The 20,925-nt window shown below is 57.0% G+C and carries 10 protein-coding genes; 1 reads left to right on the forward strand and 9 read right to left on the reverse strand.

Translation table 11 applies throughout. The annotated features are described in order from the left end of the window. The 9 genes from JKL45_RS12485 to JKL45_RS12525 form a co-directional block, all read right to left on the reverse strand. Nucleotides 1–546, reverse strand: a 546-nt coding sequence (locus tag JKL45_RS12485; protein WP_201861464.1) for a tetratricopeptide repeat protein, incomplete at its 3' end; no start/stop codon positions are given. 319 nt (nucleotides 547–865) lie between these two features. Next, on the reverse strand, nucleotides 866–1,771 hold the full coding sequence (locus JKL45_RS12490; RefSeq protein WP_201861465.1) for a hypothetical protein: 906 nt from the start codon (nucleotides 1,769–1,771) through the stop codon (nucleotides 866–868). A gap of 553 nt (nucleotides 1,772–2,324) precedes the next feature. Beyond that, complete coding sequence (locus JKL45_RS30485) at nucleotides 2,325–3,245, reverse strand: CatB-related O-acetyltransferase (RefSeq protein WP_281401761.1); 921 nt, start codon at nucleotides 3,243–3,245, stop codon at nucleotides 2,325–2,327. Between the two features lie 846 nt (nucleotides 3,246–4,091). Further along, nucleotides 4,092–5,210 (reverse strand): glycosyltransferase WbsX family protein, encoded by a 1,119-nt coding sequence (locus tag JKL45_RS12500; protein ID WP_201861466.1) that lies wholly within the window; start codon nucleotides 5,208–5,210, stop codon nucleotides 4,092–4,094. Between the two features lie 13 nt (nucleotides 5,211–5,223). Then, on the reverse strand, nucleotides 5,224–9,837 hold the full coding sequence (locus tag JKL45_RS12505) for a glycosyltransferase (protein ID WP_201861467.1): 4,614 nt from the start codon (nucleotides 9,835–9,837) through the stop codon (nucleotides 5,224–5,226). Nucleotides 9,838–9,941: 104 nt separating this feature from the next. Next, complete coding sequence (locus tag JKL45_RS12510) at nucleotides 9,942–11,288, reverse strand: UDP-glucose dehydrogenase family protein (protein ID WP_201861468.1); 1,347 nt, start codon at nucleotides 11,286–11,288, stop codon at nucleotides 9,942–9,944. A gap of 713 nt (nucleotides 11,289–12,001) precedes the next feature. Further along, on the reverse strand, nucleotides 12,002–13,264 hold the full coding sequence (locus JKL45_RS12515; RefSeq protein WP_201861469.1) for a BNR-4 repeat-containing protein: 1,263 nt from the start codon (nucleotides 13,262–13,264) through the stop codon (nucleotides 12,002–12,004). Between the two features lie 214 nt (nucleotides 13,265–13,478). After that, nucleotides 13,479–14,201 carry an acyltransferase gene (locus JKL45_RS12520; RefSeq protein ID WP_201861470.1) on the reverse strand — a complete coding sequence of 241 codons (723 nt, stop codon included), beginning with the start codon at nucleotides 14,199–14,201 and terminating at the stop codon, nucleotides 13,479–13,481. 253 nt (nucleotides 14,202–14,454) lie between these two features. Next, a complete protein-coding gene (locus JKL45_RS12525) occupies nucleotides 14,455–18,396 on the reverse strand; it encodes a glycosyltransferase (RefSeq protein WP_201861471.1) in 3,942 nt (1,313 codons plus the stop codon). 851 nt (nucleotides 18,397–19,247) lie between these two features. Between JKL45_RS12525 and JKL45_RS12530 the strand changes: the two genes are divergently transcribed. After that, nucleotides 19,248–20,645, forward strand: a complete 1,398-nt coding sequence (locus JKL45_RS12530) for a glycosyltransferase family 2 protein (RefSeq protein ID WP_201861472.1) — start codon at nucleotides 19,248–19,250, stop codon at nucleotides 20,643–20,645. The last annotated feature ends 280 nt before the right edge of the window (nucleotides 20,646–20,925 follow it).

Genomic DNA, 20,925 nt, shown 5'->3' on the forward strand with positions numbered 1-20,925 from the left:
TGCGACCTCCAGCTTCACGGGTAAGTTATGTGGCTCCAGTTCAGCAGCGGCTTCGAAGTAGGTCAGGGCTGCAGCGCGATCTCCACGCCTGCGAGCCACGTGACCGAGCGCTATGCGTGCACCGGCGTGCTGCGGAGCCTGTTTGAGGATCTCCTGGAGAACTGCTTCCGCCTCATCCAGCCGGCCGAGCTCGCGCAGATCTGCTGCGACCTCCAGCTTCACGGGTAAGTTATGTGGCTCCAGTTCAGCAGCGGCTTCGAAGTAGGTCAGGGCTGCAGCGCGATCTCCACGCCTGCGAGCCACGTGACCAAGCCATATGCGTGCACCGGCGTGCTGCGGAGCCTGTTTGAGGATCTCCTGGAGAACTGCTTCCGCCTCATCCAGCCGGCCGAGCTCGCGCAGATCTGCTGCGACCTCGATTTTGAAGGAAATCTGATTGGGATCGGCGGCTAGAGCGGCTCGGAGATGGCAAAGCGATGCGGTCCGATCACCGCGGCTTCGGGCTTGGCGCGACAAGTCCATCAGTGTTCGGGGTTCACCACGCATTCAGGATCATTCTCAACAGTTTGCCGCTCGGTACCGGGGATAAGGGAGACGACAACGGCACGGAGTAGAGCTTCAAGTCAGATCACCTCGAGGTGCTTAGCGATTTGGAGTGCAATGACCAAACCTAAGGCACTCGCACAGCGCTTTAGGTTTGATGATAGATGCATGGTCAAAAGGTCGCACTTTCAGATGAGTCAAGCTTAAAGCTTACCCGCGAGGAGGTAGATGGGAGAATGCAAAGGGGGAGCTTGAACGGTGGACTGTGGCCTTTCAGACTTTGCTCCCGTCGACGTCTCCACCAATGATGTAATAGAATTTTTTAGGTGCGCTTCTTGCAGCGGTCGCCTACAACGTTGTATATGAAGTGGTTCAGTTCATGGTTTTTATTATGTCTTGCTACAATAAGAAGTATATTTGAGAAGGTAGACAAACTTAACCCGACATAATTCCTTAGGTTCATCGCTATCTGGAAGTCAATGAGGGATCGTTTCAAACGCGACTCTGGATAGTCGATTCCATCAGGCAAATCCGATTTGAACTCGATCTTAAAACCATAATTGGCCGCAGCAACTTTGATTGATGACTTCTCTATTAGCAGATCGTCTTCGTCACAGCAGGCCCAAATCCTGTCGACTCCACTCAGCTCTGGGGTGTTAGCAATTTTGCTAAAGATTTTATCAACATCGACGGTCACGTGCTCATTGTCGCGTGTAAGTTCAACCGATCCGAATTTCCTAATTAGGTGTTCCTGCCAGTCACGTTCAATTCGGAGCTGTAGAGCGGTTACTCTGCTTAGGTCAAAATGCCCTGTGATGTCTGCTGCGACCTGCTGTAGCTGTTGTGTGGGAACCAAGTTAGCGGTAACAGTTATCGCTGCCGAGGCGGCTTTATCTTCTTCAGGATCAAAATTAGGTTTTGCTGCTCGGGTCAGCGCCTTCGCGCCAGCGGGAAAGCAATCATTAAATGACAGCACTTCGGTTGCTGGCTTCTCAGTCAACAAGTTTTCCGGGATGCTGTTCAGAAATGTGTTCTGATCGAAGGCTTCCCAAATCTGGAGCGTGTCAGACTCGGACGGTGACTTTCCAGCCATCGGCGTAAAGTCAAAAACATGATCCGGAATTCGCACCTTCCCATTTCGCTCAATTGCCGTTGCGAATAGGCCAGCGATACTCATCTTTTGGTTGTTAAGCCCGCCAGCCAAGGGCCCTAGTTCGAAAACTTCCATATTTCCATTCCAGCTATTCATTTGACGTGGCTGCCCGCGTTGTATGAAGCTCGCAAAGCAGCGTTCACTCTACCACTAAGCCCCTGTAGAGAAAGACGCAATAGCTCCAAGGGTCTGCTGGAGACTTCCATTGAGCGGATGACACCAATCGACGCTGATCCCCTTGCATTGACCTGGTCGCGGAGGACTATAGACATGATTTGACCTGCGCCGGTTTAAAACCCGCCACCGCCGCCATGCTGTTCTGGGTTCTGCTCGCATCTGGTGAGATCACCATGCGCAAAATTGACGGCTGGAAGACGCTCCAACAGGCATCAGTTTCAAGAGTGACGATTGACTGCAAAGCCTGACCTAATCATCATAATGTTACTGGAGGTCGCTCTGTCCGAAGTTCCATACAACTCGCGATTGGAATCGGCGCAAGATGCAGGCGCATGCAGCGGGGGCAGGCTACGAGGTTCTGCACCTACTAGTGACTCTTAAACGGGCACTCAGATTTTACTTAATTGCTCTGGTCCCCTTGGCGACCACGCGAAGCTGGTCGGCTTCCTTCTCACCTCAATTGAGCTGCGCTTAAAAAAGCTCTGATGTCATCAGATAGTATCAGTGGGAGGAACTCATCGACCTGCTGGTCGGGCCAATCCCACCAGCGCAACGAAAGAAGGTGTTCGACAATATCGGGAGTGAAACGATAACGGATAACGGCAGCTGGAATTCCAACTGCGATAGCATAAGGAGGAACGTCTTTCGTTATAACGGAGTGGGCTCCGATCACTGCTCCGTCGCCGACCGTTACCCCGGATCCGATGAATGCGCCTGAGCCGATCCATACATCATTCCCAATCGTAACATCGCCCCTCGTTGAATGGTCATTCACACCTACGGGTATGGATGACCAATACTTCCGAAGTGTGGCGAATGGATATGTACTAACGAAATCTGTTCTATGGTTTCCAAGGGCGATTGTAGTGCCACCCGCGATGGACGTATATTTGCCAATGGTTAGTTTAGCCTGTTGTTCCTCGAACACGGTGGGGCGGCCGTAAGTATGATCACCGATATTCCATCCGTAAATTGATCTTTGCTTTTCGAAATGCTGCTTTGTGCTATTTGGAAGCCGCGGTCGATTTTCCCATGTCTGCTGGTCGAGGTGCATGAAAAGATTTGCTTTGTTCAAAAGGAACAATCCGCGCAACCTTAAAATTCCGGCTTCTCGTCTGACTTCAGTGAAATGTGTGCTTACCCTTTGACCATCTTTGTGAACTAGAAGCAGGTAACCACCATCCAGACGCCAGAAGGTCTCATTTTCGTGAAGGTACCCGCCAATCTTCCCGTTAGGAAGAAATCTTAAAGCTTCTGTCGCAATGTGCCCTGTCGAATGGGATAGACGCCAAACGCATTCTAATAACTCTTTTTCTGAAACTAGTTCCTGATGCACGCTATCTTCAGTGTGCTGGATGAAGTTTTCCTTCATGACTGGATCATCTTTCCTAGAACATTGACGCTGTTGTGGCGCCGCACCTCGAAAGTGAGACAGGGACGCCCTGATTGATGTGAGAGGATCAATTTACTTGGGAACGATAACCAAGCGTCTTGTGAGATGAAGGTTGTTGTCCCTCTCAACACACATCGACAGGTTCTTCAGAACCGAATTAGCCTCAGCGGTTGGGCTCGTTCCGACGAAGTCATGCTTAACCGTGCGTATGAAGACTTCCATTACGTCATCGCTATGGGAACTCTGGTCTAGCTAGATCCGCTTCTCCTACGTCTCCACGCAGACCCTTTGTCTCGGGCGTGATGTGGCTCGATCCGTTGTCAGAGGCTCGCCCGATGGTCTCCGGCAGACGGTTCGCAGACCCGAAGCGTTCCTCGGCAACCGTGGGCACAAAGTCCCTTCGTCTTCGGTCTAGCGCTATTCAATCGTTATGACATGGCCCGGAATTTCCGATCGCATCTCTCCAGCACAGAAGCCACTCGCACTAAGTCGCTGTCGTCAGAGCCAATCCGGAACTTATCCAAGAACTAGCGCCCGTTACATTACTTTACCGCAACGCGCTCCTTGGCACCGGGATTGTGCTGCGCCAGCAGGCCATAGCCCCCAGCACCTGCGGGATTAGCTACGACTTACCGGTGCTCGGCCTTGCTCGCGCACTTGGCACACCAAACGGCTACACACCGCCGACGACAATGGCTTGGCGGACTGCGGATGGCCGCCTCAATGACTATCAGCTGTTTCTTCGGCTCCTGTCGCAGATCAAGTCGTTGGACTGGGCGTTTCTGAGCTTTCAGAAACTAGAACAAGGTTGATGCGTTAATGGTATCACGCAGAAAGTGCCTCAACAAACTTGTCGTCTTCGCCTTGGACAGATACCAATCCTCGATGAAAGGCTTCTAAGTAGGCTCGCTGATGTGCCCAAGTCGGTTCAAGTACTGCACCCTCTGCCCACTCGTTCCACGCGTTAATGAAGAGGAACGGTGCGGGGATCTTTCCGGCGCGAGCTCTTATGATTGATGCTTCAACTGCCTTTTGGGTCCACCCTTCGAATTTATGAGGCGTACTTCCTACTAGGACGTGTGCGTTCTTCGGGCGGCGCGACGAGTTATCCCAGTCTGGGCAAATGCCGGGCACAAGGTTCTCAATGAGATTGAGACCAGCAAGGCTCGCATCGCGTACAGCGTCATAGGCTTCGAAGTAATCTCCACGCTCCGGCTCAAACACATTTAAGGCCGCCGGATCGAGCAACGCCCGCTTCTGCGCTCTGGGAACCCGATGCGGCGGAAACTGAACCACGAAATCGAGCAACTTCGCCATCTCAGGTTTGAAGCCATGGGAGTAGACCCCACCAAGCATAACGTCCGCTGCCGTTTTTTCCCTCAGGCGCGCCCGAAACTCCGAAATCCACTCCCCAACCGGGCTCGGAAGGTGCTCGGTTTGATAGATCAGAAACACAGGACGGCCATTCACCCGGATATAGCGCGGATCCGCCATGGCTGAGGCCAAGTCGTCGATCAAACCTGTCAACGTGACTTCATCGTAGGTCTGCTCCCGGATCAGCTGATCGCTCCGACCGTCCCAGGCCCGAGTCCAACTTTCGTTCGCCCAGCACAGGCAGAACGGTAGGTTCGGATGAGGGCTCGACAACAGCGAGCGGACAGGCATATCGAGTTCCCGCTGTTCACCGAAGCGGTAGTAATAAAAACAGAAACCATAGATGCCATACGCTTGCGCCAGGGCAATCTGCTCGGCAAAAACAGGGCGATGCCGCAGATCATAGAAGCCGAGCTCACCCGGAATCCTCGGTTGGGCATGGCCAGGATAGCGCGGGGTGCCGCGTGCGACGTTGGTCCACTCGGTGAAGCCAGCGCCCCAATTCTCATCATTGAAGGCCGTAGTATGGAACTGCGGCAGGTAAAAGCAGATGGGTGTCACGTTGGTCATCGAAAAACTCTGCTCAGCGCTTGCTGATGTTAAGGTGATCCAGAATCTCAGCAGTCCGGGCCTTGAATGAATGCTTCTCCCGGACATGGCGCGAGACTTTTGAGCCGTCAAAGCCACGAAGGCCTTCGACCAGCGCAGGAAGCTTGGAGCTGTCGGAATACGTCCGCACGGCATCGCCGAAGATCTGATCCAGCCCTTCAACGAAGTCCGTGATAACAGGCCGACCAGCCGCAACGACATCGAAGATTCGATTCGAGATGATTCCGTACTCCCGCATCGTCAGCCAGTGATCATTCAGGACCACGGCCGCTGACCCGTACCAGTTGCCGAGGTCCTCGTTTGGAATGTACTCACCGCGCACGTAGTGAGAAGGAAGGAACGGATCCCAGTCCTTTCCATACACCACTAAGGGCAGCCCTTGCTGTACGGAATCCAACACGATGGTTCGCGGCTGGAGGCGAGAATTGCCGACAAACAGAACCTTTCCGGAGACCGCGTCGACTGGCCTGACCCGATCAACGCAGAACCGCGCCGGATCGGTTGCTTGCAGCAGCAGGTGCGAGTCAACGCCGAGAACCTGCCAAAGGTGAGCCTTGAGTTGGTACCCTGCCGCAAAAACAGCATCCATGGCCGCGTACTCGTCGGGCCGAATCTTGTCGGGATGGCTGATCACCCACATGGCATTGAGGGCGCTCTTGACCGGCTTCACGTCCACGATGCCGCGAATGTGCAGGACGACATCGCCAGCCGAACTCTCCTCGCTCCAGTCATCACGAAACTCAATAACGCCTGAATGACCATAGTCTTCCAGCGCTGCAATGATCGATTGTGCGTAATGGTAGTCCCCCCAGGAGTCTTTTTCAGGAGAGTTCGGGGCGGGGCACCGCAACGCAAACACCAGTGGCCGGGAAACGGCTGGTGCGACCAGCGCGCTGCCGCTGTGGGTATCAGGAAGAAGATTCCAGTTTACCACCGAGGTTGGCCTCTTGCGCGGATCACGCAAGGCAAAGCCTTCCGGAAGGCTCGGCTCGATGCGCAGCTTTCCAAGCCATCGCTCCTTCAACGCATCGAGCTCCTTAAGGTACTCGTTCTGCGATGATGCCGGCGAAAGCTTCTTGTTGGCGCTCAGGCGGGTGTCGAGATGGACGACGGTTGCACGAGGGTCCGCACTCAGGAGCCGAGCGGCAAAGTCAGCAAGACCATATGTGACGGCGAAGTCGGCTTCAAAGCCGCCGAGCTCTCGGAACGTCTGGGCATGGATCAGGACAGGCGAGGTCACCGGAATGATGCCGTGGATTTGTCCAGCTCTCGGCAGGTCCGATTGACCAGTTAAGGTAGGCAGGAGGAGAGCTGACGTAAGGTCCAGGCGCGCGAGCTCATTCACGACGACGGTCGCTGGATCAACCACAAGGGGGAGTGCCAATGCGGAGGGTCGCTGGCCTGCCACCCGCACAAAGTCGTCTACGGCGCTGGCCTCATAGGTGACGCCGGACCGCCACACCAGGAGGTGGTGTCCCTTTGCAATGGACGCGGCCAGGTTTGCCGCGGGATATTCCTGGAAGGAGCGCCAGAGATTGATTACCCGCACATGCCTTGTCTGCCGTGCCAGGGCATTGAGGAGGTTTGTGGCGGCGAAGGTCAAGGCATTGTTGACGATGATCAACTCGTGACCGGACTCGACAACGTGCCGGACCGCTGCCCAGAGATCATCCGTAATCGCGGCCCAATCCGCGTTGGAGATCGGCCAGACGATCGAAACAGAACACTCCCCGGCAGGCGCTGTTCCGACGATATGAGGATCAAGATTGATATTTCTTTGACAGACTTTGTAGAAGTCGCCGGACAGCTCGCTCGTCGTGATGCGCTCCAAGGTATCATTGTCGTCCACGTAGTTGCAGCCGATCACAGGAACAAACAGGGGGTCTGCAATCTTGCTGATGCGCAGGATCAGGTCCCAGTCGACGCAACGCCGCAGATTTTCATCGAAGGCAATCCCGTCATCGACGAAGCGGCGATGATGAACGTACACGTTCATATCGATGTAGTTTTCACGACGCAGGGCGTCGAGATTGAACACGTCGCCGCGGTACACGACAGTGCCGGCGGCGTTGAAAACCCGTAAGGTAGAGTAAGCCGCCGCGGCCTGCTTGAGGATCATTGCTTTGAGGGTGATCTCAAGGTGGCGCGGTTCCCAGTAGTTATCTGAGTCTAGGTATGCAATGTACTCGCCACGGGCCCTCCGGATTCCCTCATTGCGTGCGGCACTGACGCCGCTTGCGGCAATCGGGATGTAAACGACCCGTGGATCAGGTATGTGTGTCCGCAGAAGCTTTTCTGTGCCGTCTGTGCTTCCGTCGTCAACGACAATAAGCTCAAGGTTGGCGTGAGTTTGGCTCAACACGGAACGGATCGCGCGCTTCAGAACGCTGGCACGATTGCGCGTCGGCATGATCACTGAGACCAGGGGAAGGGGCCTCTCGGAGGGGCCAAACTGGGCGTCGATATCCCGGGCGTATTTCTCTGCGGCCGTCTCATTGAAGACAGCGTACTGACGCGCGATTGGCTCCCACCGTTTGGCACGGTTGGCCGTGAAGGTTGTTCCAGCGTGGGCTTCGCGTTCGAAGCGATCAACCAGCCAGGCCTGACCATTCACGGGCGGCAAGATGCCGTTATGTGGTGGCGTGTTGCCCTCGGTAAAAACCGTCTGGATGCCTGGGACAACAGTCGATCGAGACGGATTTGGTTCAAGAAACGCTGTTAGAGCCTCTGACGCTCGCCCCCGCGGCTCGACCTGAACCGCAGGGTGCGGCGCATGTCCTGCGGCGCGCCCTGTCTCGAGAAAATACTCGAATGCCTTTTCTTTCGCTTCAGCCGGAATCTGCTCAGCGTACCATTTCAGGTCAAACCGTGGATGGGGACGCCGGCCCTCACGCTGCCCCGAGGTAATGAAATGACGCAGCGGCGCTTGACGCGCTCTCGCGACGTCCGCATGGCGTTCGAGATAATAGCGTGGATCGAACCCAGGACACGGATGCCGCTGAAGCTTTTCCCCAGTATCGGCAAACTCCTCTAAAGCTGAGTTATGCCGCTCCGGGCTGCCATAATGTCCCTTGTACCAATCTGGGTGGAAAAGCGGGATCGGCAGCAGACCGTCTTTTTCTCCATGCAAGATGTAATCTGCGAGAGCCCGGAATGTGGTCGCACGACCGGTCACTTGCCGTAGGTAGTAGCGGGGATCGAAGTAAAGGTGGGTCCGAATTTCCCGGCCGCGGTAAGCGGTCCAGAATGTCTCGTACGCCCGAGAGGCATCTACATCCTTGTTGTGACGGACGACGAGAGTCAGATCGAGCAACGGGTGCGGGGATTGAGCAGAGCCGCTGTGTTGGGCGAGATAAGTCTCGAGCGGAGTTCGCTGCGTATTGCTCCCAAGGTCGAAAAGCCTTGCGACGAGGCTATGAGAGAACAGCCAGTTTGGTTCCCGAGCGCCATTCTGCCCGTTCAGCAGGTAATCTATCCAAGGGTGCTGATGATCTCGCGTCTCGTAACGTGAGCGATACCATGCCATTGAGAAGCAGGGGTGCGGGTCTGCATCGATCCTGTGGCCGTTGTGCAGGAAATGCAGAAACAAATCCTTATTCTGGATGGACTTGTCGCCAACTTGCTTCGCATAAAAGGCATGATCAAACAGGCGATGCGGGCTCAAGCCCTTATGCCGTCCATGATTCCACCAGTGGTCGAACGGCGCCTTCGATCCCCCGACACCGTCCGGAGCTTGATCGGCATACCATTCTGCATCGAAGAAGCGAGATGCAAGCACCTTCCAGTCAATCTTTTGGCTGGCAGGAGCGGCTAATTCCGGTTGAGTTTTCTTCTCAGCCGGAGTGTCATCGGAGCTCTTCTCGTCGGAACGAGCTAGTTTATCAGTGGGATCAGTTTGGGCTCTCGATCCACGAGAGGACGACACCGTTCCTAAAGAGAGAGTGCCATCGGGCAGGAGAATGCTGCCGAGCAGGGCAGATCCCTCGGCGGTTTGAACTGCGATGTGCACCTCTGCGGGCTTGCTGACGTCCATCGGTATGCTGCTGAGGGCAACCTGGAAGGCATGTCGGCCATCGCCGATATTAGCTTTTACCAGATCGCTCCGCTTCCGATCGGCTGCGACTTTGGCGACGACAACTCCATTGACATGTAACTCGACCGGAACACGCGACGTGGGATGCTGCTCATCCCAGACCCAGCCAATGATCTTGCCGTCCCGCAGTCCCTCCAATCGCCCACGGATCGTTTGAGATGGAAGTTGACCCTCAAGCAGAACAGTTCGAGCATCCACAAGGATGGCACGCCCATCAGCAGCCACAGCCTCAAGCGTCACCTGATGCGTCCGACCATCACACAGCTGCAGCGGGAGGGGCAGTTCGAATGCATGGGCGCCGCTTCCAATCCCTGCACGGAGCAAGTCCTTTCGGCTTCTGTTCGCTTTCACAGAGCCGATGACAGCGCCATCAATACTGACCTGAGCGACAAGGGGCTCGGTTGGGTGGTTGGCATCCCAGATCCACCCGTGCAGAGCGTTCTTCAGGGTGCGGTCGATCTTGCCCTTTATCGACATCACTTCAATCTTGGTCATGAAAATCAAGCCCTTGCTCAGGCGAATGGCTGTTGCACGCCGCTATAAATGAGGTCGCTGAGGAATGGTCGGCTGTTGGCACCGAGGCCAACGTTCCGGCCTACTCACTCGGCTGCAATACTCTGATGCCAAGCGGGGGCGGGATCGCTCGATCGTCCCACGCTGACATAGACAAATCCGTGTTTTTTCATCTCGTCCGGCCGGTAGACGTTGCGCAGGTCGACCACTACAGGCTCGGCCAGGGCCTCCTTCAGGCGGCGCAGGTCCAGGGCCCGGAACGTATCCCACTCGGTCACGAGCACCAGAGCATCGGCACCGCGGGCGCAGTCGTAGGCGTCCTTTGTGTAAGTCACGTCCGTCAGCATGGACCGGGCGGCTTCCATGCCCTCCGGATCGTAGGCCTTCACCCGGGCGCCGGCATCCTGGAGTGCCGTGATCACGTCGATGGAGGGCGCGTCGCGCATATCATCGGTGTTCGGCTTGAAGGTCAGCCCCAGCACCGCCACCGTCTTGCCGCGCACGGAACCGCCGCAGGCCGCGATCACCTTGCGGCCCATGGCGCGCTTGCGCTGGCTGTTGACCGCCGCCACCGTCTCCACGATCCGGATCGGCGCCTCATGGTCCTGCGCCGTCTTGATCAGGGCGAGCGTGTCCTTCGGGAAGCACGAGCCGCCATAGCCGGGGCCCGCGTGCAGGAACTTGGAGCCGATGCGGTTGTCGAGCCCGATGCCCCGGGCCACATCCTGCACGTTGGCGCCCACGTGCTCGCACAGATCCGCGATTTCGTTGATGAAGGTGATCTTGGTGGCGAGAAACGCATTCGCCGCATATTTCGTCAGCTCCGCCGTGCGCCGGGACATGGCGAGCACCGGCGACTGGTTGAGGTAGAGCGGGCGGTAGATGTCGTTCATCACGCTCAGGGCGCGCTCGTCCTCGGTGCCGATCACGATCCGGTCCGGCCGCTTGAAATCGGCAATCGCCGCGCCTTCGCGCAGGAATTCCGGGTTGGACACCACGGCGAAATCCGCGTCAGCCCGGGCCTCGCGGATAATGCGCTCCACCTCGTCCCCGGTGCCGACCGGCACGGTGGATTTGGTCACGACCACCGTGTAGCCGTCGATGGCGGCGGCGATGTCGCGGGCGGCCTGGTAGACGTAAGAGAGGTCCGCATGGCCGTCGCCGCGCCGGGAGGGGGTGCCCACGGCGATGAACACGGATTCGGCGCTCTTGACCGCCTGGCCTAAGTCGGTGGTGAAGGTCAGCCGTCCCTCGCGCACGTTCTTGGCGACGAGCTCGGCGAGCCCCGGCTCGAAGATCGGGATCTCGCCCCGGTTGAGGGCCTCGATCTTGGCCGGATCCTTGTCGACGCAGCAGACCTCATGGCCGAAATCCGCAAAGCAGGCGCCGGAGACCAGGCCCACATAGCCCGCGCCAATCATCGCAACATGCATCTTATTTGCCCCAAAAAATTATCGCCAAAGAGCTTGGTTAAAGCCGAGCCACTCATCTTTTATTATGAGAAAGTCTAATACCTCTCATGGATCAGGCAAGCAATCCTAGAGTGCCGCAGGGGCATCTTATCAGAGTGGTCCCCCAAACCGTGTGACCCGCGTATCACAGCGGCCTACCAAAGCCCTGCGATAGAGGGGAAAGCGCGCGATGTCCTTGATTGTACATGTGAACGACAACGGGGGCACTGTTTCGGCCTGACACCACTCTAATCAACTGTCAGGGCCGGGTCGGCATCGGCAGCGAAAATGCCGCAATACTTGCGCGGTCCCAACAGGTCCAATCGATCGTCTCGGCTCACGCTGGACTGGCGCAGAGCTGCTCTGGCGGACAGGACTGATTCGTCCGATTCGAGCCGCACGAGGTTCCGGCCTCCGCTCACCTGAAGAAAACGGAATTCCCGGTTCGGCTGGGACGCCCCGGCAGGGGCGCTCCTCTGTGAAGACAGCGATGCGGTCTGACATGGGTGCATGGCGTCCCGCCCCTTGGTGGCGGAGCATGCGCCCCGCCGCCTCGCCTCAAGCGCGCAGTCTAGGGCAACCAGAGCCGGCTACGATCAACACAGCAAAAGGTTAGGACAACAACAGCAAAGGTTTCGTGGTGTCGGATATCGTTGAGCCCTGTTGAGACTGGGGTGATCCTGTCGTGACGCAGTTCAACCGGGCGTCCAAGTCATCAGGCGGGCAGGGGCCACCTCTATATCTTCCTGGCCGTCACGACCCATCCCCTGAGCGCAGCGCTGAACATACATCACAAGCTCGCCCCGGCCGCTCCACGCGGCTCGGTCAACGATCGGTTCATAAAAGTCCAGATCCTCATCAACCAGGGTCTGCGGCCGGGCGCGCCTGAGGACATAGTCGGGAGGATCAAGCTGGAGTGCAACCAAGCGATTGTTGACCTCACGGCTGCGGTAAAGCACCAAGGCTCGTCCGGTAGGATCAATGAGCAACTCCGGGCGGCTGTGGGGCAGGGGGAGCGTCCCTCCACCGTCAAGCCGAAAGGGTGTTCGAAACGAACTGACGGGTGCAGTCCGCCATGACAGGTTCTCCAGCCAGCAGAGCCTGTACTGAGGAATGCCATCGCCTGCATCCCAATAAGTGAGCGCGGCCGGCTTGCCGGTTGGCAGGAGCGCCGCGGCTGCCTGATTGATGAGGCTGGCCCCGAGCGGCACCGGGATCACCCTCTCCGAGGTCAGGGGGGTCACTGGAAGGGAACTCTCGACCCCGCGATGGGTCCGGACGCTCCTGAGCCCATCCTGGGCGACCAGAGCATCCAATCCAACATTCACCACGGCTCCCGCAGAGGTGGCGGTCTCATTCAGGCGCCACACAAGAAACAGGTGGACGGACCCATCGGGCGCGACAACCGGAGTATTGAGATATGGTCCACAGGACCAGGGCTGACCAAGCCCGCTGATCAAGGGTGTTGCAGATCGTGTCCATTCCCTGCTGTCGCCTGCGAGCCGATCGACGTAAATTGCCCCCTTGTTATGCCGCCCTCGACGGTGAAGACGCACCAGGCCCTGGTCCTTCAGCGTCAGGAACATGGGGTAGGTGGCTTCCTCTGCATCCTCCCGAATTTCCTCGAAGCCATCCGTGAGTTCGGCAGACCGCGAGCGGGTCACGAGGAGGCTCGACGCATGAGCCCCAAAGGCAAGATGGAGGTGGCCTGTCGGGTCGATGCCAAGGCTGATGGCCTGGTGGGCGTCATAGGGTTTACGGGAATTGGTGATGTGGGCCCTTGCAACGGAGCCTGCCGACGGATCAACACCAGCGACCACAATGTCGCCGGCGTCATCAAAGTAGGCGACGTAGCGTACTCCGTTGTAGGTGCGCACGGCATCGACCCGGTACGGGACGCAATTGACGCTGTTGCCGGCCCAGGCGGGGCCGAGTTCAATTGTTTGCTGCAGCTGCAAGAAAGCGGTCTTGCTGCTGTGAGAGGATCGCCTTCGCTGGACTGTCTTTGTCATCTGACCCGCCTCGCTGCAGGGGTGAGGCCAAATCGTATTTGAGGGGTGAACTCACCGGAAGTGCGAAGACAAAGACGCTGGTGTTGCTTGTTGCGTTGCCTGAATCTCGGCCTCAACTTTCAGCCGATCGCCGAAAAGTCCTCGGCAGGGGCACGATGGTTCAACGGTAGTCGTCTGGGATGTCGTCCCATGAGAAGGTGCGGGACCAGGCGACATCGCTCTTGAGCTTCTTGGCAGGAGTGCCCGCATAAATGGAGTGCCCCTCAAGGCGGCCGCTGGCGATCGCCGCGCTCGCGAGGATGGCTCCTGTCTCGATCCGGGCCCCCTTGTTCACCCGTGAGCCATTCCCCAGCCACACATGCGGTTCAATGACGACCGGCTTGGAGGTGTTGATGCGCTCGTGGGTCTGGCGGTCGAAAATCCCGTGGCCGTCGTCCGTGCGGATCAGGACGCTGTTCGAGATCATGCAATCATCGCCGATAACAACATACTGGTCCTCCATTGAGCAAAGGCCGGACCCGCTTTCCCAGGTTGTGCCGGCTCCGATGATAAAGGCGCAGTTGCTACCCCAGACCTTGATTGTCGCCTTTCGAAGGCGGCAGCCCGGGCCGATGAAGACCAAGCAACCCCGTCCCTGGGCAATGATGTGCGTGCCCTCCAACTCGGCGCTTTCGGACAGATAAACCTTCGCCCCCTGAGCCGTGGCCACGATTTTTGCATTATCTGAAAACGAGCAGATACCGTCCGACAAGACCTCGGCGCCGTCTCTTACGTTCCACAGGGCGACGCCCGCATCGGGCTTCTCGATTGGACTGAACGGTTTATCCGGCATGGTCACATGGGTGGCGGCGGCCTGAATTATGGCGCGAATTCGTTCAAGCATCGGAGCAGCCGCAATCTGGAGAGCAATGGACCTGGAAGCATCTGCCCGAAACCGCAGCAGAATGCCAATTTAGCCGTCATAATAGCTTTTCGACCGCCCGGAAAGTGGCACTCTGCCGCCATCCGGTTGCGCAACATTGTTCAGCATTGTGATTGCATCGCTCCAACGGAAATGACGCCAGACCACTGCGGATCGCCCGTTTCTGTCTCCAGAGGCGGTGAAGGGGCTTAGCGTTTCGCGGCGAGGATGGTCTTCAGATTGGAGCGGCCCCAAGGTCACTTCCCGTTGCCGGGTGGAACGGGCGTTTGCGTTCGATCACGTCACGATACAAAGCCTCGTACTGCAGGCCCATATGGTCGATCGTGTGGACCCTGCTGTAGCCGTTCTGCCAAGACGTGATCTCGGCCACACAGGCCTGATGACTCGCTGCATCATCCCGGATGCTGAGCAGGAGCCGGTAAAGGTCGTTCGCTGTGCTGCCGAGCGGCAACAGCCATCCCCCACCATGGGCCTTAATGCGTTCTCCCACAGCGCCGCAGTCGATCCCGACAACGGGAACGCCTGTGGCCCACATCTCCGTGAGCGTGTGACAATAGGTTTCCGGCCAGACCGACAACACGGCGCCAATGTTCGGCCGGATCGCCTTGACCAGGGCTCCAAACTCGTCTCGCTTGTAGCGGCCGTGGACCACGAGACCGGCCCGGGCCTTGAGCCTGCCGGGATCGCCAAGAATATGGAATTCGAGCGTCTCACCGCGGTCCGCATCCACAACGGCGCTGATGAGCTCTGCACCTTTTGCCGCTGAAATATTCCCGGGAATAAGAATACGCATCCGGCTCAGACGGTTCGGCTCCTCGGAGTCCAGCGACATCTCCTCGAAAGATCGTCCATGAGGGATGACACGAAAGTCCTTATCGAGAACCTGCGGATAGACGGATGTAAACACCTCTTTGGCTGACTCTGCTGTGGTCACCAGCGCGTCCGATGTCTCAAGCACTGGACCGAACATTTCTCGCCAGCGATGAACGAAGCCATGCTTCAGGCGCGGAAACTGAGCCGATGTCCACAGCTCGACGGAGCAGTCGCCAGCCGTCGGCGTGCATGTCCCAGCGCAGTAGACGCGGTTCTCGTCCAGCAGCTTCGTGGCCGGACAGGTGGTGTAGAAGTCATGGAGCGACAGAACCACCGGGATCCCGAGCGTTCGGCATACACGCGGGAGGTCGATGCCGTGCCAGCCCAAGTGACGAATGTGGACGAACTCGAAGCCATAGCGCACAAGCATCGACGCGATAACATCATTATACTCGGGCGAGGTGTGCAGCGCCGGCTCGATCCTGGTCGCCAACGTCACCGTTTCGACAAGCACGTCTCCTGTGGGATCATACCTATAGATCTCGACGGCTTTCGAGTCGCATCGGAGCACCCATGGCTCATACCGATCGGCAAGCGTCGTCATGAGATCGCGGTTGGTCTGAGGCGTTCCGCCCGTCTGGGTCGAGATCACGAATGCATAGCGGGGTCTCGGGGCCAACTGCGCATCGCCAAGCTCTACGATCGCCTTGCGCACCCGCCAGCGCATCGAGAGGATCTCGGGACCGGTTGTAAACAGCGAGGTCAGCCTTTTGTATTCGGGGTACCGGGCCTCGATCACTGCGCGTCCGGCCGCATAGTGGCCATCCTTGCTGTCGCCAAAACTGGCGGATCGCTTATGATACACAAACGTGCGGTCGTCGATGATGTTCAGCAGACCGGCCCGGCCCGCTCGCATGCAAAAGTCGTTCTCCTCGCCGTAACCGACGGGAAACGCGGCCTCATCCAGGCGGCCGATTTCGTTGATCGCATCCCGGCGGACATAAAGACAGAAGCCGTTGCCGGTTGGAACGCGGGGGTAGGATACCGCTGACGCGTGACGGACCAGGCGCGCGAAATCATCGACGGAGAAGCCAGCAGGGAGGGCATTGTCGACGCCTATTTCCGGAACGTTAAAGGCCCCGGCGTTGTTGGAGGTGGGTGTCACGGTCGCGACACGGAGGTCACTGTAGGCCGCAGCCTGCATGCCCTGCAGCCAGCCTGGGGTGACGATGGTATCGGAGTTCAGGAAAACAACGTCATCATCGCCAGCCAACTCGATCCCGCGGTTGATGGTACGGGTAAAGCCAAGATTCGATTCATTCTGGTGAATGTCGATGTTGCTGTGCCCACGATAGGTCGCAAGAATTGCATCGACCTTGGGATCCGGGCTGCAGTCGTTGATCACGATGAGCCGACAGGGCATGGTCGTGTTGCGCACCAACGACTCGAGACAGCGGGCGAGATCATCGGCGGCATTATACACCGGCACGATGACGGACACACCGGCGGCGCGGGCTCGGGTGAGATTGGCGAAGAGGTTTCCGAGAGCGGCACATTTCGCTGACGGGAGGTCCAGCGTTGCGTTCGCGCCCTCAAGGAAGGTCGTTGTCAGAGCCTGGGCAACCTGGATGGTCACCTTGCTTTCGCCAAACTTTGGATTCGCCGGCTCAAACCTGAAACCACCACCCCGATCGGTTAGGCCCGCCCGAACGAGGTCCTCGCGGTTCCTGTCAGCGGGAAATGTCGCGTAGCGCACCCCGTCGACCAAGACATCCAGTTCCAGCGTGGTGGAGCTTTTCTCAGACGGAACAAGCCACCCCGAAACTCTGTCGGCCTGAGCAATCTCGAGGCGGCCTTTGGCTGGTCTCACGAGAGCAATGTCACGGATCACAGCCGCATGCCCGTTGATCATCAACGCAACAGAGGAGAGTGCGTCCTCATCCAAGATGAGTCTAGGTTCAAGACCTCGGATTTTGGCGATTAGATCCTTGCAGCTTATTGCAAAGTGTGACCGTACAACTCCATGGGCGCTCCAGGCCCGAGCGTCGGCACTATCGGCCACTAACGGGATTGCTAAATCCAATCGGCCCAGGAGGCGCAAGGTCACACTCGATGGATGCGCGTCCTGATCGATGGACAATAATGCTCCGCGAAGACCATGTTCGCTCACGCTCAAATCGTAAAGGTGGCTTGATGGATTAACAGGCTGTGACGGGAACTGAATCGTGAGTGGCTCGATTGCAGCCGAAGGAGTCAATCGCAAGGCCTGGGGGAGAGGCTGCTCACGATCAAGGCGGAAGGCGGCCATGAAGCCTGCATAGCCGTCGGCGATTCCAGCTGCCCTGATATCCTCTCGGTAGTTCAGAGCTCCGACCACGATCGAGTCGGATTGAACGCCGATGAGTTCTGCGCGAATCGGACCTGTCACGGCTGATTTGTCAGAACAGGATGTCCAGCCCGACACCAGCAGTGAGCGGCCACTGCGAAAGACCGTTTCGATATAGGCCGTGAGTGTTTGCGCTGGGAGCGGGGCGTTAGCTGTCTCAGAAGCGAGCGCCTGCCTCTCCTCAGGACTGGGCGGCTCGTGGGGATCCGCCGGACTTATAAGCTTTTCGGTTTTCGTCCGACTTTGAGGCGCATCAGAAAGACTAATTGGTGGAAATGGAGCAGTCGATGATTGACTGAGTTCTTCGCTGATCGGCTCGCCTGACCCAAGGTCGACATCAACAGAGGCTATAATTTCGCCGCCTGATAGCAAAGTCAGCGTATGATTCTGGCTGTCGAGCGAAGCGGCTTTGAGGGATTGGGCTATGCGTGCAACGACATCCTCATGACGCACTTCAAACCCGAACACATCTTGCCAGTATGGAACATCGGGGCGCGGCTTATTGTGGCTCAAGCGCACTTCATGCTTTCCATCCAGAAGCAGCCGCACAGAAGCGTCTGAGAGCCGGATGGCTGGATCAAATACCCACCCCTCGATGAGACCGCCCCGAGTCCGGTCGATTGTACCAAAGGGCACGAAGCGCGCCAATTTGGTCAGGGAACTGACCAAATTGGCGGTTTCTATGCCGTCAATAGAGGCGACGACAACTGGATGCTCAATGCCGGATTCCCGGAGCGGGATTGCGATTTGGAATGCGGCGTGCCCGCCGGCGATCCCTGCCGCTTCTAAATCCTGCCGGTAGAGAAGTTTCGGGACGAGCCCAGTGCTTGAGCCTGGAATCGAGATTGTTACCGGTCCGGAAACGGGGCTTTTTTCGCGATATGCCACCCAACCTGAAAGATAAACGAACCCGGCCCCGAATTCGACCCGCTCTGTATGGCCGATCAGCTGACTCATTGTGGCGCTCTTGTATTTGATTTGTATCACTGCTGAAGAGGGGAGGTGCTGTGGCACATTATTGCAGCTCCCACGCGAATATCAGGTCCTGAGCCAATTACCCGTTCGCCATTAGTATAGGAATAGTATATGAAAACCTGCGCTGTTTCATCTTGACCGATTGGTTCACATGGCGCTCATGTACAACCACTTCCGCCGAGCAAGGTTCGAAGGCTAGGGCTTCACGTCGATAAAGGGGTTCGACGGTGGTTAGATTCTCATCGGCGCAGGAGATTTGGTGCCCGAAGCCCACATTGGCCTCGGAGGCCAGGCTTACATCGCCTGATACGATTGCTTCGAAGTACATGTCCACCTGCCCCAGAACAGCCAATCGGGAAGTCTCAATGAGCTGAGCCATCCTCTGAACGTTGTGAGTATGTCTATTAACTTCCCGAGCTAAGGTGAGCAATCCCGCAATGTTTTCGCTGCTACACCGCCGGCGCACCTAGGATCTGTAGGATCAACCTTATCGAAGTAGCAAAACTTACCTCTAAGACTCTCTAAGACGCTTTTGAAGGCAGGATGGGCTGAAATGTCGCAACAATGCGCTTGCTGGTATGAAATTACTGAAGGCAGACCTACCTGAACGGTCGATCGGGAATGAGATGACAGCCTTGAGTTGTGGCACTTGAAGATAGATTGGGCTCGTGTCCGTAGCGCCAGTATGCATAACTCGTGACGCTCGCGATCTAAGGTGGTACAGGATTACAATAATTCGTCCGAAGGCGACCAAGCAGATTTTGGCAAGCACCAATGCCCTAAGGCTGATTAATCCGCTGTGAGACTGCTGGCGCGAGTGCGATCATCTTGACATGAAATTGGGTCTAGCAAAGGTTGAGCCCCGCGTTTGTTCACTGCAACGCGATCCTTACCAGGCTCTATCTATGCACCAACTTTCAAAAGACATTCCTCGGCTCGTTTCGATTGGTCTGAGCCGCGACCGCCGGCAACTCCTACAAGAATCGCTCCGGGGGATCTTCCACAATGATTATGCTATGCGGTACTTGGTGCCGCTCCTTGATGCCGTCGTCGACGGGCATGTCGGCGCTCTCGACACGGTGGTGCCTCGCGGTTTTGATGGGCTCTTCTTGGCGGCGCTGAGCGACAGTATCCGAGAACGCCTCAAGGCCCCTTGGCATGGGAGGCGCCTGCCAGTGAATGCAGACAAGGGATTTGATTTCCTCTGCCTTGGGTGCCATGAATGGGGTTTGATCCAAACGCTCAACTTTCTGTCGCGAGCAGCTTGCCGCCCCTCGCGTAAGTTGGCGATGCTTACCTCCATTCGCAGCGAGGGGATCAATTTGCTTGAGTGGATTGCATACCATCGTTTGGCGGGCGTCGAACACTTCTTTGTTTATGCAAACGACAATGAAGACGACTCAGACGAACTTTTAAGAACTTTGGAGCGGAATGGGATAATCACATACATCCCCAACGAAACCGTGGTTCGGGGGGTGTATCAAATCCAATCCAAGGTATTCGAGCATGCCATTCACTTTCTGCCTGAGATCAGGGATTTTGAGTGGGTATTCTTTGCCGATCCGGATGAATTTCTTATCTTGCAGTCGGGGACCGAGGCCTGCGGCACCATCACGGATTATCTGGACAAAGTGCCTGCCAGCGATTCGACGGGTGCTTTGGTTTCAGGCGTCTGCTGGAATTGGAAATGGTTCAACAATGAGGCTGTGTTGAAGCGGTCGGACCAGTTGAACTTCGAACGCTTTAAGCGCTCGAAGCCCGATCGGCACGTCAAGACCGTCGCTCGATTCCGTGACGTTGTTGGATTCGGTCTCTCACACAAACCTCGGGTGATGGGAGGCTCCATTTTGGTAAACCCGGTATTCCAGCCTGTCGATCTAAACTCTGTGGGTGCAGACCCCGAATACAGTGTCGGGCAGTTAAACCATTACTGGAGCCGCTCATTTGAGGAATTTGCCGCCAAACATGCGCGAGGTCGAGGCGATAGGGATTTCAGCCAGTTTTTCGTTTGGGGAAATCAGTTTATGGGGACCCCTGATGAAGTGCCAGAGGCATTGATCGTGCGAGTCCGAGGGGAGATTGAGAGATTGATCAATCTCGACGGTGTCGAGTTGGCTCATGAAATTGTACGGCGGGCATTCGACCGGTGGGTTTGCGATGCAAACAGTCGTCTCAACATTGGCCAACTCTTTGAAGAGACAAAGACGGCGAGCACGATAAAGACGGTTTAGATGCCGGACATTTCTTCACTAGCTCTTCAAAGCCGCCCCTCTGGTGGGCTTATTGTTTGGCGGCTTGGTGACACGAAATACCTTCCTAGCGCCAGTGACAGCCAGCGGAACGGGCCCGCCCAAAGCAAGGACAGGACGGCCTCAAAGGCATGCAGTTTAGCATTACGACCAGAATCTTTCCGCGCTTTGAATTCAACGACCAGCAGATTTGTCAAAACACTGAAATCGTGATCGAACCAACCTGCTCCACGCATGATGGCGGCTCATCCGCGCGGAATGC

It is taken from the genome of Microvirga soli, assembly GCF_016734765.1.
GTDB classification, from domain to species: Bacteria; Pseudomonadota; Alphaproteobacteria; order Rhizobiales; family Beijerinckiaceae; genus Microvirga; species Microvirga soli.

Coding starts and splice junctions, on each gene's coding strand:
- JKL45_RS12490 (WP_201861465.1), bottom strand. CDS start 1,771: ATGGAAGTTTTCGAACTAGGGCCCTTGGCTGGCGGGCTTAACAACCAA.
- JKL45_RS30485 (WP_281401761.1), bottom strand. CDS start 3,245: ATGAAGGAAAACTTCATCCAGCACACTGAAGATAGCGTGCATCAGGAA.
- JKL45_RS12500 (WP_201861466.1), bottom strand. CDS start 5,210: ATGACCAACGTGACACCCATCTGCTTTTACCTGCCGCAGTTCCATACT.
- JKL45_RS12505 (WP_201861467.1), bottom strand. CDS start 9,837: ATGACCAAGATTGAAGTGATGTCGATAAAGGGCAAGATCGACCGCACC.
- JKL45_RS12510 (WP_201861468.1), bottom strand. CDS start 11,288: ATGCATGTTGCGATGATTGGCGCGGGCTATGTGGGCCTGGTCTCCGGC.
- JKL45_RS12520 (WP_201861470.1), bottom strand. CDS start 14,201: ATGCTTGAACGAATTCGCGCCATAATTCAGGCCGCCGCCACCCATGTG.
- JKL45_RS12525 (WP_201861471.1), bottom strand. CDS start 18,396: ATGAGTCAGCTGATCGGCCATACAGAGCGGGTCGAATTCGGGGCCGGG.
- JKL45_RS12530 (WP_201861472.1), top strand. CDS start 19,248: ATGAAATTGGGTCTAGCAAAGGTTGAGCCCCGCGTTTGTTCACTGCAA.